We start from the raw sequence: 13970 nt of genomic DNA, 5'->3' as shown, positions 1-13970 counted from the left end.
CAGGATATATAAAAATAAACAAATACTATTTAGTGATTCGTTCGCTCGACGTTTATTTTGTTATTCAAAATTCTAATCAAAATATAATAAAAAGAGATATTTGCCACTCACTTTTTCGACAAATATCTCTTTATAAACTATTTTTTCCAAATAAAATTAATAATTGCCCGATCAACTTGACGATTTTCATGCAACTTACTGTGTTGTCCACCTTCGCCCTTGATCTCAAGTTCTTGATAACTGCGGTAGACATCTTGCAAAAGATATTTCTCTGACCGTGAAGAATTATTACTTACTCGTCCATCAGAATCAGAACCATCATCTAGATCACCATAAATATTTAATACCGAGACCTGCTTTTTAGGGTAACTGTCGTCTAGTTTCAATAGCTCTTGATAAGTTGCATTCATCTGTTTGGGGGCACCATTTTCTTCTAACTGCATTTGACCAGCTTGATCATCTAGACCAATGATCCCATTGTAATGCCCTGCAAGATTGACTTGCTTTTGCAATTGGGGCAATTTTTTATTCTGGCCATTATCTAGCATGTAATAGGCTAAAGTTAGGTTTCCCATCGAATGAGCAACAGCATTAAATTTCTTAAAGCCATACGTTTTTTGGAGTTTGACCAAAACATTTTTGAGCCAGATACCATTTTGCCGATAATTGGCGTTTTTGTTATCTTCAAATTCTACTTCGATGAGCGGATTATATGCACTTTGAGGTAGTGCCCCTTGTAATTTGACTGCCCCATCCTTAGAGACCGTTGCCCGGATCACATTTTGTGTAACTCCTGCTTTAACGATCGCCTGAGTCATATGCTCTTCTGCCCGATGACTACTACCGTAACCGTGCAAAAATAAAGTTGGCACTTTAGTTTTTTCATACTGCTGGCTTGCATTATCACGTAAACTTTGTGAAACGATCAACCACCCTCCAAAAATCAGGACTACCAATAGTAATATCGGCCACCAAAACTTTCTTTTCATTCACGACCTTCCTTTCTTATGCCTGTTCATCGGATAAGATACCATATACTAAGATTATTCTTCAAGCTAAAAAGGCAAACTCATATGGTAGAGTTTGCCTTTAAAAGAGGTACTATTAGTCTGTTACGGCTTTAAAGTGGTACATATCCGCCGTGAAATCATGCCGTTTAACAGGATCATAGAACCCTAATTCCATCAATTCGCTTCCATTAAAGACCGCCTTAGTCTTTTGATCTTGATAATTTTTGGCTGGATCTAGACCAGCTAATTTAGTCAAAGTCAAAGTTGGTTGTGCAGAAGCTAAACGGTCAAATACAAAAACCAAAGCTTCATTTTTATCTCTGGAAACAAACATCCAAGCGCATTGATTGCCCTTAGCTGGATCTTTCAAGCGAATAAAGTCACCAAATTGAACTAATGGCCGGATCTTCTTATAGGTCTTGACTTGCTCTTTGACCGCTTCTTTTTCATCAGCTGTCAATTGAGTCAGATCAAGCTCATAGCCAAAGACGGCACTCATCGCTACTGCTCCACGAGTTTCAAATGGTGTGATCCGTCCCGTCTGATGGTTAGGTACTGCCGAAACATGTGCGGTGAAGACAGATGGTGGATAAACTAATGAAGTACCATATTGGATCGTTTGACGTGCGATCGCATCAGTATTATCACTTGTCCATGATTGTGGCATGTAATAAGCATAACCAGTGTCAAAACGACCACCACCACCTGAACAACCTTCCCATAAGATATCTGGGTATTTAGTCGTCAATGTCTCTAAGATCTCGTAAAGCCCTAGCATATAACGGTGGTAGACTTCGCCTTGGCGTTGTTTTGGCAAGGATACTGAATAAACATCTGAGATATGGCGGTTCATATCCCACTTGATGTAGTCGATGAAACCACCATCTAATAAGGCACTCAGTTGAGCCACTACGTTTTCACGTACTGCCTTTTGGGTCAGATCCAAGATAAATTGATTTCGCGAAGGACTTGGCTTTCTTCCAGGAACTTGCATCAAATATTCAGGATGTTTTTGATAAAGTTTTGAATCGATAGAGATCATTTCAGGTTCGAACCAAAGTCCAAACTTCAACCCTTGTTCATGGACATAATCAGCAAAATGCTTGATACCTTGAGGGAATTTACGTTCATAAACAGTCCAATCACCTAATGACGTATTATCATCATCTCGATGACCAAACCAGCCATCATCTAAGACAAACATTTCGATCCCTAGTTCCTTAGCATCATCAACGATCGTCTTTAACTTATCTTCGTTGAATTCAAAATACGTTGCTTCCCAGTTGTTCACAAGGATCTCGCGTTCTTTGTGCTTGAATTTACCGCGTACGATATGTTCTCTGATCAATTCATGATAATTTTGACTCATCTCATTTAAACCATTAGCTGAGAAAGCTAGCAAAACTTCCGGTGCTTGGAAACTTTCCCCAGCTTCTAAGTGCCAGCTAAAGTTATAATCGTTGATCCCAGCGACTACACGTGTTTGCTCGAATTGATCTTTCTCGATCTCAAAACTGTGGTTACCTGAATACACTAGGTCAAAGCCATAAACTTCACCCGAAAATTCGTCTGCATTATGCTCTAATACCGCGATAAAACTATTCATTTGGTGACTTGAAGCTCCCCGACGGCTCTCAAAGACTTTGCGGCCTTGTCCGATCGCTTCACGTTGGATATGGCGTTCATTAGCATGAGCACCAGGTAAAGAAATAACATCCATATTTTGTTTGATAAAGTCAAGTTGCATAGAAGCGACTTTTTTTAGTTCTACCGGTTCAAAGCCAGCATTAGTCACCTTAGCTGAACGGGCTATGACTGCTAATTCTTTAAAGATCGTATACAATAAGGTCACTTCAACACCACTGACCGCATCTTTAAGAAAGAGCGCTAGGGTCTGAGCTTCATCAGCATTAGCGTAGGAAGCTGGTAAGCCTTCAAGTTTAGGTTTGCCCTCTGTGATCTCATAGCCTTGATAGACTAAACGGGCTGCAAATGAACCATCCGCATTTTGGAGATCCAAAGCCGGTGTGCGATAATCGCAATTACCAACACCACTGTACTCTTGTAATAACGAGTCAAGTGAATATGTCCGGTCTAGACTCTCAGGTAAATTCCCTGAAAAGCCCCGATCTACTCGGGGATAGCGCAACTGTCCGTGATACCCATTCACTTTTTTCCCAAAGTATAAGTGACTTAAATAGCCACCTTCTTCTACTGATAAAATGTATGAGATCTTATCATTATGCAAATGAAAAACTTTATTTTTTTCATCAAATTCAATCAACTTGTTCATCGATACACTCTCTACTTTCTAAATTAAATTACCCCTCTAAGCCTACAAATTCAGCAAATCTCACAAATGCTTCTTGCCCCTTTTGGTCGCGTTTAAAGACTCCTGCATCCTCTAAAACGCGCGCAAAGACTTTACCCACTTGAGCTTTGACCAAATTATCAACATTTTGTTCACTTACCTCTGGATGCTCAGTCTTGATCTTTTCAGCCCACTTGGCATGATAGTCAGCCATTTGGTTTGGCTTTCCTAGTAAGTATTTTTCAACTTCAGTCAGCTCGTCTTTTAAACGTGGTGGTAAGATTGCTAAGCCCATCACTTCGATCAGACCAATGTTTTCTTTTTTGATATGCTGTACATCTTGATGGGGATGGAAAATACCATCTGGATATTTGGCTGAAGTTTGATTATCCCGTAAGACTAGATCTAGCTCAAATTCAGCGCCTGATCTGCGAGCGATCGGCGTGATCGTGTGGTGTGATTCGCCATTAGAGCTCGCTAAAACATCTACGCTTTCATCCGAATAAGCTCGCCATTTATCCAAGATCTTACTTGCTAGTTCGACTAAACGAGCTTGATCTTTAGCCTGTAATCTGATGACAGACATTGGCCATTTAACGATCCCAGCTTCAACATCAGAAAAGCCAGCAAAGTGTAAGTTTTTTTCGATCGGTGCTTTTTGCATCGCAAATTCATGGTTACCACCTTGGTAGTGTTCATGTGTCAAGATCGAACCACCAACGATCGGCAGATCAGCATTGCTTCCAGCAAAGTAGCCTGGGAAGCGCTCCACGATCGCTAATAATTGGCTAAATGTCTTGGCTGTGATCGCCATCGGCTCATGTTTACCATCTAAAAAGATACAATGTTCATTAAAATATGCATAAGGTGAATATTGAAAGCCCCATGTCTTGTTACCTAGATCAAAGCGAATGATCCGGTGATTAGCACGTGCTGGATAGTCGAGCCGTCCTTGATAACCTTCATTTTCAATACATAATTGGCACTTAGGATAACCGGTTTGCTTCATCTTTTTAGCAGCTGCGATCGCTTTAGGATCTTTTTCTGGTTTAGATAAATTGATCGTGATCTCGATATCACCATATTGTGTTGGCACACTGTAGGCAATATTTTTAGCGATCGCTTTAGTCTTGATATAATCATTTTGTTTGCTTAATGCGTAGAAATCTGCGATCGCCTTGTTTTTATCTGTTTCGTATGTTTGCCAGAAACGTTGGTTCAAAACACTTGGGGCTGGCATGATAAAATTCATCAACTCAGCGCCTAAATTATCATGTTCATTTTGCGTTTCGCCTACTTTACCATTTTTAGCTGCGATCGTTAACAATTCATCTTTTAATGCGATCAAGTCAGTCGTTTCAACTTCTTGTTTAAGCCCCTCTTCACCGACTAGCGCTAAAACTCGATTATACAGGTAAGGTTTATCCATTTGTGTATAATCACTATTGGCAATAACACTATCTACAAAGCGTGCCACTACATCTGCTTTCATCTCTTATGCCCCCATTTTTTTACAATTTCTTTGTTCCATCTGCGATCTCAGCAATATAAAATGCTGGTGCATAGCCGATTTTTTCTTCGTAAACTTTACCAACGTTTTCCTTAAAGGCTTCAACGTCAGCTTTATTTACAAGCGCGATCCCACAACCGCCAAAACCAGCCCCTGTCATCCGGGCACCTAAAACACCTGGTTGTTGCCAAGCTGTATGAGCTAGAGTATCCAATTCCTTACCCGTTACTTCATAATCATGTTCCAATGAAACATGTGAGGCATTTACTAAACGCCCGAATTTTTCAAGATCTTCTGCTTGTAAGGCTTCACGTGCTTGTAAAGTTCTTTGATTTTCCCAAACTGCATGCCGTGCCCGTTTCAAACGAGCTTCATCAGCGATCAAATAACTATACTCATCAAAGGTTTGCTCATCCAAAGCACCCAAGCTCTTGGCAGCTAATTTGGTGTTCAACTCTTCTAAAGCAGTCTCACATTCACTGCGCCGTTCATTGTACTTGGAATCAGCTAATTCGCGGCGTTTATTTGTATTCATGATCACGATCACGTTATCTTTTAGATCCAATGGGACAAGATCATACTTCAATGTATTGGTATCTAACAAGATCGCCTTGTTTTCTTGTCCCATTCCTACAGCAAATTGATCCATGATCCCTGAATTTACACCGATAAAGTCATTTTCAGTCTTCATCCCGATCTTTACTAGGTCGAGGCGTTCAAGGTCGAGATCAAATAAATGTTGTGCAATGACACCCATCAACAATTCCAATGAAGCTGATGATGATAGACCAGAACCATTAGGGATATTACCATTGACATAGACATCCATCCCTGTGTCGATCTTATGTCCAGCTTCTTTTAAGAAATGGATCATGCCTTTAGGATAATTCGTCCATTTGTCGGCCTTGTCAAAATGGAGGTCAGCTAATGGAACTTCAATGATCCCTTCATCAGCAAAGTTTTCTGAATAAAAACGCAACGTTTGATCATCACGTTTAGCAGCAGCACCATAAGTCCCTAAAGTGATCGCACACGGAAAAACATGACCCCCATTATAATCAGTATGTTCACCGATCAAATTGATCCGACCAGGTGAGAAGAACTCTGCTTCTGAGGGCCGACCAAAGATCTCTTCAAAGCGTTGTTTTAATTCTGTTTTTTCCATTTTCATTACCTCTCTTCATTTGTGCAAGCGTTTTATTTACAGTTATAATTATAGAGATAATTTCGGAATTTAGCAACTGTTTTTACTTAATTTTTAGTAAAACAATTTCGTTTATTTTCCCATTCTTAAAAAAGCTCATTCTGGCCTTTACTAAACTATATTCAACTTGTAGGCGTTTTTTTACTAAGCTTATGCTATACTAGATTACATATACTTATATGTAACGATCATGAATGGAGGAAAATATGGCTACGATCAAAGATATCGCAACTAAAGCAGGCGTTTCTGCTGCTACAGTCTCACGCGTTTTAAATTATGACGAAACAATGTCTGTCAGTCCTGATACTCGAAACAGGATATTTAAAATTGCTGAAGAACTAAATTACGTTAAGCACACTCAAAATAAAAAGCAGATAAAAGATCGACCTTTGGAAAAACGTTTAGCGATCATTCAATGGTACACCGAACAAGAAGAAGTCCACGATCTTTATTACTACGCGATTCGTTTAGGGATCGAAAAACAAGCGCATAAGCTCGGCTATGAGATCACGCGGATCTTTCATAATGATCCTTTGGAAAAAGCGACCCAAGCTAATGGTGTGATCGCGATCGGCAAGTACAGTCACCAAGAAAGTCACGATATTGCTGCTTTAAACTCAAATTTAGTATTTGTCGATAGCAATACTTTGAATTTGGGCTACAATTGTGTCATTTCTGACTTTGATGGTGCCGTTAAAATGGCTTTAGACCACTTTTTGAGCCAAGATCAAACCAAGATCGGACTTTTAGCTGGTGAAGAAAAGACCGCCGATCAAACTGATTCCTTGATCGATCCACGTTTCAGCTCATTTAAAAACTATTTGAGCGATCTAAAACTTTACGATCCGCGCTATGTTTACATCGGAAAATTTTCACCTGAATCAGGTTATCAAATGATGGAGCAAGCGATCAAAGAGTTAGGCGACGATCTACCCCAAGCCTTTTTCATCGCTAATGATGCGATCGCCGTCGGAGCTTTGCGTGCACTACAAGAAAATAATATTTCAGTACCCGAGCGTGTCAGTTTGATCTCATTTAATGACACATCTTTAGCAAAATTTGCTTTCCCTGCGCTTAGCAGTATCAAAGTCTTCACTGAACAAATGGGGCGTTCAGCGGTGACTCTACTTAGCACCTTAGCCGAACAAGAGCAAGAAACACCCGAAATGGTGACCTTGGGAACTAAACTGATCAAACGTGACAGTAGCTTAAATTAGTTCACATCAAAAAAGACCATAAACGTCGCAACGTTTATGGTCTTTTTTAACATTACTTTCTATTCATAGATCGGATGAGCGGCTGTCAATTGCGCTACTTTAGTTTTGACGTCAGCTAAAATTTTAGCTTCACCTTTTGATTCAAGTACCGCTAAGATCAACTCAGCTACTTTTTTAGCATCAGTTTCATCAAATCCACGACTTGTGATCGCAGGAGTACCTAAACGAATACCGCTTGTTTTAAAGGGACTGAGTGTTTCAAATGGGATCGAGTTCTTGTTGACAGTCAAAGAAACACTATCGAGCAATTGTTCAGCTTCTTTTCCATTCAATCCAAAACCTAAAACATCAACTAATAATAGATGATTATCCGTCCCCCCAGAGATCAGCCGAGCTTTGTCATTTTGTGCAAATACTTCTGCCATAGCTTGAGCATTCTTGATAACTTGGGTAGCGTAATCATTAAATTCTGGGCGCAACGCCTCACCAAATGCAACTGCTTTACCTGCGATAACATGTTCTAACGGACCCCCTTGTAATCCAGGGAAAACAGCACTATTGATCTTTTTAGCTAATTGTTCGTCATTAGTCAAGATCAAGCCTCCCCGTGGCCCACGTAAAGTTTTATGTGTCGTCGTCGTCACGATATCCGCATATGGCACTGGATTTTGGTGTTTACCTGCTGCAACTAAACCTGCGATATGCGCCATATCGACCATCAAGTAAGCTCCAACTTCTTTAGCGATTTGACCAAAACGCTCAAAATCGATCTCACGTGGATACGCACTGGCACCCGCTACGATCAACTTAGGCTTGATCTCTTTGGCTAAAGCTAAGATCGCATCATAGTCCAGGCGTTCTGTTTTCTTATCAACACCGTAGCTGACAAAATTATATGTTTGACCACTAAAGTTGACCGGCGAACCATGCGTTAAATGACCACCACTAGCAAGATCCATCCCTAAGACCGTATCACCAGGTGCGATCAAGGAACGATAGGCAGCTGCATTAGCTTGTGAACCAGAGTGCGGTTGGACATTAGCATATTTAGCTCCAAAAAGTTCTTTGGCACGGTCGAGCGCCAGATCTTCTACAACGTCGATGTATTCACAACCACCATAATAACGTTTCCCAGGATAACCTTCTGCATATTTGTTGGTCAAAACACTTCCTTGCGCTGCTAAGACTCCTTCAGAAACGATATTTTCTGAAGCGATCAACTCGATGTTTCCTTGTTGGCGTTTCTTTTCTGCTGCAATAGCTGCCCATAATTGTGGATCTTGTTCTTGATAGTTCATCTAAGCGCCCTCTTTTCGTTGGTATAATTTCCTGTATTGTAGCCGAAATTTAAATTTTTTTCAACTAAAATAGTTTACTGATCGCTCATAAAAAACCTCGCCGGCAGTTACCAGCGAGGTTTTTAGGGGAACTATTTTTCGATCTTAACTGCAACATCTGTATGACTTACTTTTGCCCCAGGCTTGACTTCAACATCAAATTTTTCAAAGAGATCCGAGTTGGCAAACGTAAACATCACCGTGTCATCTAAACCAGCCTTCTTGATCGCTGGATCCCAGAATTCCATGATCTGTTCACCCTTTGTCACATGTTGACCTTCATTGACATATGTGACAAAACCAGTCCCTTTCATCTTAACAGTACCGATCCCAACATGGATCAAAGCTGGGATACCGTTGTCAGAAACTAAGCCGATCGCATGGCGGGTGACAAAGACCGTCTTTACGACCCCATCAAACGGAGCATAAACTTTACCATCACTAGGGACGATTGCAACTCCAGCTCCCATCTTGCCTGAAGCAAAGGTTGGATCAGAGACATCATTTAAAGCCACCACCTTACCTGCTACAGGTACCATGGCTGTCAATTCATCGTCTTTGATCAAGACACCAGCCTCACTACTTTCACTGCTAAATTGATCACCCCAAGTTTTTTCCAACTCAGCCACGATCTGTGCGTGACGTTCTTCAGTCAAAGTGATCTTCTTAGCAAAGATAAACATCCCGATCAACATCATAACGGCTGGGATCGCAAACATCATGATCTTAAAGATAAATTGATCACTTGCTGTGATAGAAGAAGCAGTTGCACCTGTAGTCATCCCAGCTAAAACAGCGATCTGACCAACAACACCGTTGGAGATAGCACCACCGAATTTATCGACTAACGGACGAACGGATAAGGCTAATGATTCATCACGGTGACCTAATTTCCATTGACCATATTCAACTGAGTCAGTGATGATCATCAAAACGATCAAGAAAACAACTGGTTGTGGAATAAAGAATAATTCAGCGGCAAACAAAACTAAGGCTAAATTGCTTCCGGCAACCGAAAAGACTGCTAGACCGATCAACATCATCGTCAAACATCCGATAAATAAAGGCTTACGGTTGAACTTCTTAGCTAAGAATGGGAAGAAAGATACCGAGAAAAGCCCAACGATCATATTGATAAATGAAAGGATCGAAAAGCCCTTAGAAAAGCCCATGATATACGTGAAGTAGTACAATTCAAGCGCATTTACCAAGTTGATCCCGATACCATAGAAAAGATAAGCGATCGCTACCCATAACAACTGGTCATTTTTGACTAACATCTTTAAGACGGCGCCGATACCAGCTGTATCTTCGTCGTTTTTCCGGAGATCATTTTCAACTTCGCGGGTCCCAAAACCAACGGCCAACGCACTAAGAAAGGCGGTAGCACAAACAATAAAGGCAAACCAGAACCAACCACGATCATCACCAGTCCCACCATTACTTTGAAGTGAGAAGAATAACACTAATGGCATTACAACGACCCCGACTAAAGAACCACCGATCGTTGAACCGATACGAGCTAACGTTGCGATCTTTTCACGTTCCCGTGAATCAAAGGAAAGCGCTGGTAACATCGACCAAAAACCAATATCTTTAAAGGAATAGAAGATATCCATCGTGATATACAATACAGCAAAGATAAAGAGATATAACCAAGGGTTTGACTTATTCAAGCCACCCATATTAGTAAATAAGATCAAAAGTGCGATCGAGCTGATCGTCCCACCGACTACGACCCACGGACGAAAATGTCCCCAACGTGTTTTTGTTCGATCGATCGCATTTCCGATAAAAGGATCGATCAACAATTCAACGATCCGTAAGATCATGATGATCAAAGTCACATAACTGATCAAACGGTTATTGGTTGCTTTATCACCTGTATTAAAAAGGTGTGAGGTAATGAACATGATCAAATAACTTGATAGAGCAGCATAAAATACGTCATTACCAAAAGCGCCAAAAGTATATGATAAACGTGAAGTAAATTTACTTACAGGGCGTTCTTTTGTTTCCATCATAATTCTCCTAACTATAATTACTATTTCTTTTACAACTCTAATCTTAACCGCTTTCAAAAGATAAATCAAGGATTATTTACTAAAAAATTACTTAACTTTATATTTAGAGACGTATCGCTTGACTTTTGCTACTGGATCACCTTCATAAATTAACAAATCTTTTAGTAATTTAATTTTCCTTAAAAAGTAATATTTTTACTAAATATAACTTGAATATCCAAATGTAATCGTTTACGATATAGATGTAGCAAAAAATTAACAATTACTATCTATCCAAGGAGGAAGCCTACTGATGCATGTAACAAAACCTAAATTATCTTGGCTTGAAGACCCAACTGTTTTTGCCGTAAATCGTTTGGCCGCTCATTCCGACCACGAATTCTACAGTGCTAAAACAGGTAAAAATTCACTAAAACAAAGTCTAAATGGAACTTGGCGCGTCCATCTCGAACCTGATATCGCTAGTCAAAAACTTGATTTTATCAGACCCGATTTTGATTTTGGCCGTTTTGACTACATTCAAGTTCCTGGTCATTTACAAACACAAGGATTTGACGGGCATAAATATGTTAATACTCAGTATCCTTGGGACGGTCACGAAGAACTCCGGCCCCCTAAACTACCTAAGAAAAATAAAATTGCTTCTTATATCAAGACCTTTGAATTAGATCACGCGCTAAAAGACAAGCCCGTTCATATTTCATTTCAAGGCGTCGCTACTGCCTTTTATGTTTGGTTAAACGGTCATTTTATCGGATACAGCGAAGATTCCTTTACTCCAAGTGACTTTGATCTAACGCCCTATTTAGTCGAAGGGCAAAACCATTTAGCCGTTGAAGTCTTTAAGTACAGTAGTGCTAGCTGGATCGAAGACCAAGATTTCTGGCGCTTGAACGGGATCTTCCGTGATGTCTTCTTGTATGCTTTACCTAAAGCTCACCTAGCTGATATCCACGTTACCGCAAACCTAGCTTCTGACTATGAAACTGGCATCTTTGAATTAAAAGCAACGGTGACTGGTCAAACTACGGATAACTTTTTACATGCGCGTCTCTTAGACCCTGATAAGCGTGTTGTCTTTGAAACCAAAGTACCTTTGAATCAAATGATCGAGCTAAGCCAAGAATTAAGTCAAGTAGCGCCATGGAGTGCTGAACTTCCAAATTTATATACACTTGAATTGACTTTAGAAGATAAAGATGGCGCTGTTTTCGAATTTGTTCCAGAAAAAGTCGGCTTTAGACGGTTTGAGATCAAAGATGGTCTGATGCTATTAAATGGTAAACGTATCATCTTTAAAGGGGTCAACCGCCACGAATTTGATCCTAAACTCGGCCGCGCGATCACCAAAGAAGATATGTTATGGGATATTAAATTTATGAAACGCCATAACATCAACGCCGTACGCACATCTCACTACCCTAACCAAACGCTTTGGTACCGCTTATGTGATGAATATGGGATCTACTTGATCGATGAAGCTAATCTTGAATCCCACGGTTCTTGGCAAAAACTCGGTGCCTGTGAACCATCATGGAACATCCCTGGTAACCTACCAGAATGGGAACCGACCTGTATCGATCGCGCTAACAGCATGTTTGAACGTGATAAAAATCATCCAAGTGTCCTCATCTGGTCATTAGGTAATGAATCTTATGCTGGAACAGATATTGCAGCAATGGGTGATTATTTACGTCACAAAGATCCGACCCGTGTCGTTCATTATGAAGGTGTGACTTGGAATCGCGAATTTGACTACATTACAGATATCGAAAGTCGAATGTACGCTAAACCACATGAGATCGAAGAATATCTCCAAAACGAGCCTAAGAAACCATATATCTCATGTGAATACATGCACGCTATGGGGAACTCAGTCGGTGGCTTAGAGCTCTACACTAAACTTGAGAAATACCCACACTACCAAGGTGGCTTTATTTGGGATTACATTGACCAAGCGCTCTATCAAAAATTAGGTGATACGACGCGTTTAGCTTATGGGGGCGATTTTAACGACCGTCCAAGTGATTACGAATTCTGTGGCAATGGTTTAGTCTTTGCTGACCGAACGATCTCTCCTAAAGCCCAAGAAGTCAAACATCTATACGCTGACATTAAGATCGAGCCCGATGAAACTGGTGTCACATTGACCAATGATGGCTTATTCACTAATAGTGCAGACAGCTATTTTACTGCCCGTGTCTTGCAAGACGGCAAAGTTGTTTTCGAAAAAGACTATCAATTGATCGTCTTACCTCAAGAAAGCAAGCACTTTGATCTTGAACTTCCATTACCTAAAACAGGTGAGGTCATCTACGAAGTCCAACAACATTTAGCTCAAGATACAGCTTGGGCCAAAGCTGGCTTTGAGATCAATTTCGGGCAAACTGTGATCCGTTACGCTTTACCGAAATTTAAAGCTCAAGGTACACCTAAAGTCGCTATGGGAGACGTCAATATCGGGATCTCGGGTAAAAACTTCGAAGTGCTCTTATCTAAAGACAAAGGTGGGTTAGTCTCACTTAAATACAGTGGCCAAGAATTTATCACGCGAACACCACAACTATTATTCTGGCGTCCAATGACCGATAATGATCGTGGTTGTGGTCATGGCTTTGAACGTGCAATGTGGTTAGGTGCTGGTAAATTTGCCAAAGTCGTTGATCTTCAAGTAACATCTAAAGAACACGCCGTTGAAGTAAGTTACACCTATGAGTTACCATTACCAAAGCAAGCCACCGTTCAAGTTACGTATTTGGTCGATGGAACAGGTAAAGTCAATGTAAGTGCCAAATATCCAGGATACCCAGACTTACCATCCTTACCGACATTTGGGCTTGAATTCAAGTTACCTGCTAAATACGATAGCATGACTTACTATGGTCGTGGCCCAGCCGAAAATTATCTCGACCGTAAACTTGGGGCACGCTTAGGAACATTTACTACGACTGCTAAAGACAGTGTTGCTTCCTATTTAGTTCCACAAGAGACAGGAAACCACTGTGATGTCCGCTCCTTAGTGCTTACAGATGACAAAGAGTTTGGACTAAAGATCAGTGCTACTAAACACGCATTTTCGGCTAGCCTTTTACCATATAGTACAATGATGCTTGAAGAAGCGCTCCATCAAGATGAACTACCACCAATGCGCTTTGCTTGGTTACGTCTCATGGCTGAGCAAATGGGTGTCGGCGGTGATGATTCTTGGGGGGCACCAGTTCATGAAGCTTACTGGCTCAAAGCTGATAAACCACTAGAACTCAATTTTACACTCGAACCCTTAAATTAACAGTTTAATTTTTAGATAGACACTTTGCGACGGCAAGGTGCCTATTTTTTTTTAGGCTAGATAATAAA

General features: G+C 40.6%; 8 protein-coding genes. 2 read left to right on the top strand and 6 right to left on the bottom strand.

Annotated elements, in window-relative coordinates; translation table 11 throughout:
* Positions 1-137: 137 nt before the first annotated feature.
* From LMU01S_RS04455 to LMU01S_RS04440, 4 genes are all read right to left on the bottom strand, one after another.
* Positions 138-989: an alpha/beta hydrolase gene (locus LMU01S_RS04455; RefSeq protein WP_056959745.1), complete on the bottom strand. Its 852-nt coding sequence runs from the start codon at positions 987-989 to the stop codon at positions 138-140.
* Positions 990-1104: 115 nt separating this feature from the next.
* Positions 1105-3303, bottom strand: coding sequence for an alpha-galactosidase (locus LMU01S_RS04450; protein ID WP_056959743.1), 2199 nt, complete (start codon positions 3301-3303; stop codon positions 1105-1107).
* A 28-nt stretch (positions 3304-3331) separates the two neighbouring features.
* Complete coding sequence (gene galT / locus LMU01S_RS04445; RefSeq protein ID WP_056959741.1) at positions 3332-4813, bottom strand: UDP-glucose--hexose-1-phosphate uridylyltransferase; 1482 nt, start codon at positions 4811-4813, stop codon at positions 3332-3334.
* Positions 4814-4832: 19 nt separating this feature from the next.
* Positions 4833-5996, bottom strand: a complete 1164-nt coding sequence (locus LMU01S_RS04440) for a galactokinase (RefSeq protein WP_056959739.1) — start codon at positions 5994-5996, stop codon at positions 4833-4835.
* Positions 5997-6241: 245 nt separating this feature from the next.
* Here LMU01S_RS04440 and LMU01S_RS04435 point away from each other — a divergent pair, with 245 nt between their 5' ends.
* On the top strand, positions 6242-7252 hold the full coding sequence (locus tag LMU01S_RS04435) for a LacI family DNA-binding transcriptional regulator (RefSeq protein WP_056959737.1): 1011 nt from the start codon (positions 6242-6244) through the stop codon (positions 7250-7252).
* A gap of 59 nt (positions 7253-7311) precedes the next feature.
* On the opposite strand, the gene glyA is transcribed toward LMU01S_RS04435, so the two are convergent.
* Positions 7312-8550 carry a serine hydroxymethyltransferase gene (glyA, locus tag LMU01S_RS04430; RefSeq protein ID WP_056959735.1) on the bottom strand — a complete coding sequence of 413 codons (1239 nt, stop codon included), beginning with the start codon at positions 8548-8550 and terminating at the stop codon, positions 7312-7314.
* 131 nt (positions 8551-8681) lie between these two features.
* A complete protein-coding gene (locus LMU01S_RS04425) occupies positions 8682-10610 on the bottom strand; it encodes a sugar MFS transporter (RefSeq protein WP_056959733.1) in 1929 nt (642 codons plus the stop codon).
* 295 nt (positions 10611-10905) lie between these two features.
* Here LMU01S_RS04425 and lacZ point away from each other — a divergent pair, with 295 nt between their 5' ends.
* Entirely contained in the window at positions 10906-13902 is a 2997-nt protein-coding gene (gene lacZ, locus LMU01S_RS04420) for a beta-galactosidase, LacZ type (protein WP_056959731.1), read from the top strand.
* Positions 13903-13970 lie beyond the last annotated feature (68 nt).

Source organism: Ligilactobacillus murinus DSM 20452 = NBRC 14221, assembly GCF_001591685.1.
Taxonomy (GTDB): Bacteria; Bacillota; Bacilli; order Lactobacillales; family Lactobacillaceae; genus Ligilactobacillus; species Ligilactobacillus murinus.
The sequence above is the reverse complement of the archived record's forward strand: the minus strand, read 5'-3'. Positions and strand labels throughout refer to the sequence as shown.

Bases quoted from the DNA above. Each gene is read 5' to 3' on its own strand.
- LMU01S_RS04425 (WP_056959733.1), bottom strand. From the start codon at position 10,610: ATGGAAACAAAAGAACGCCCTGTAAGTAAATTTACTTCACGTTTATCA.
- glyA (WP_056959735.1), bottom strand. From the start codon at position 8,550: ATGAACTATCAAGAACAAGATCCACAATTATGGGCAGCTATTGCAGCA.
- LMU01S_RS04450 (WP_056959743.1), bottom strand. From the start codon at position 3,303: ATGAACAAGTTGATTGAATTTGATGAAAAAAATAAAGTTTTTCATTTG.
- LMU01S_RS04435 (WP_056959737.1), top strand. From the start codon at position 6,242: ATGGCTACGATCAAAGATATCGCAACTAAAGCAGGCGTTTCTGCTGCT.
- LMU01S_RS04455 (WP_056959745.1), bottom strand. From the start codon at position 989: ATGAAAAGAAAGTTTTGGTGGCCGATATTACTATTGGTAGTCCTGATT.
- galT (WP_056959741.1), bottom strand. From the start codon at position 4,813: ATGAAAGCAGATGTAGTGGCACGCTTTGTAGATAGTGTTATTGCCAAT.
- LMU01S_RS04440 (WP_056959739.1), bottom strand. From the start codon at position 5,996: ATGGAAAAAACAGAATTAAAACAACGCTTTGAAGAGATCTTTGGTCGG.
- lacZ (WP_056959731.1), top strand. From the start codon at position 10,906: ATGCATGTAACAAAACCTAAATTATCTTGGCTTGAAGACCCAACTGTT.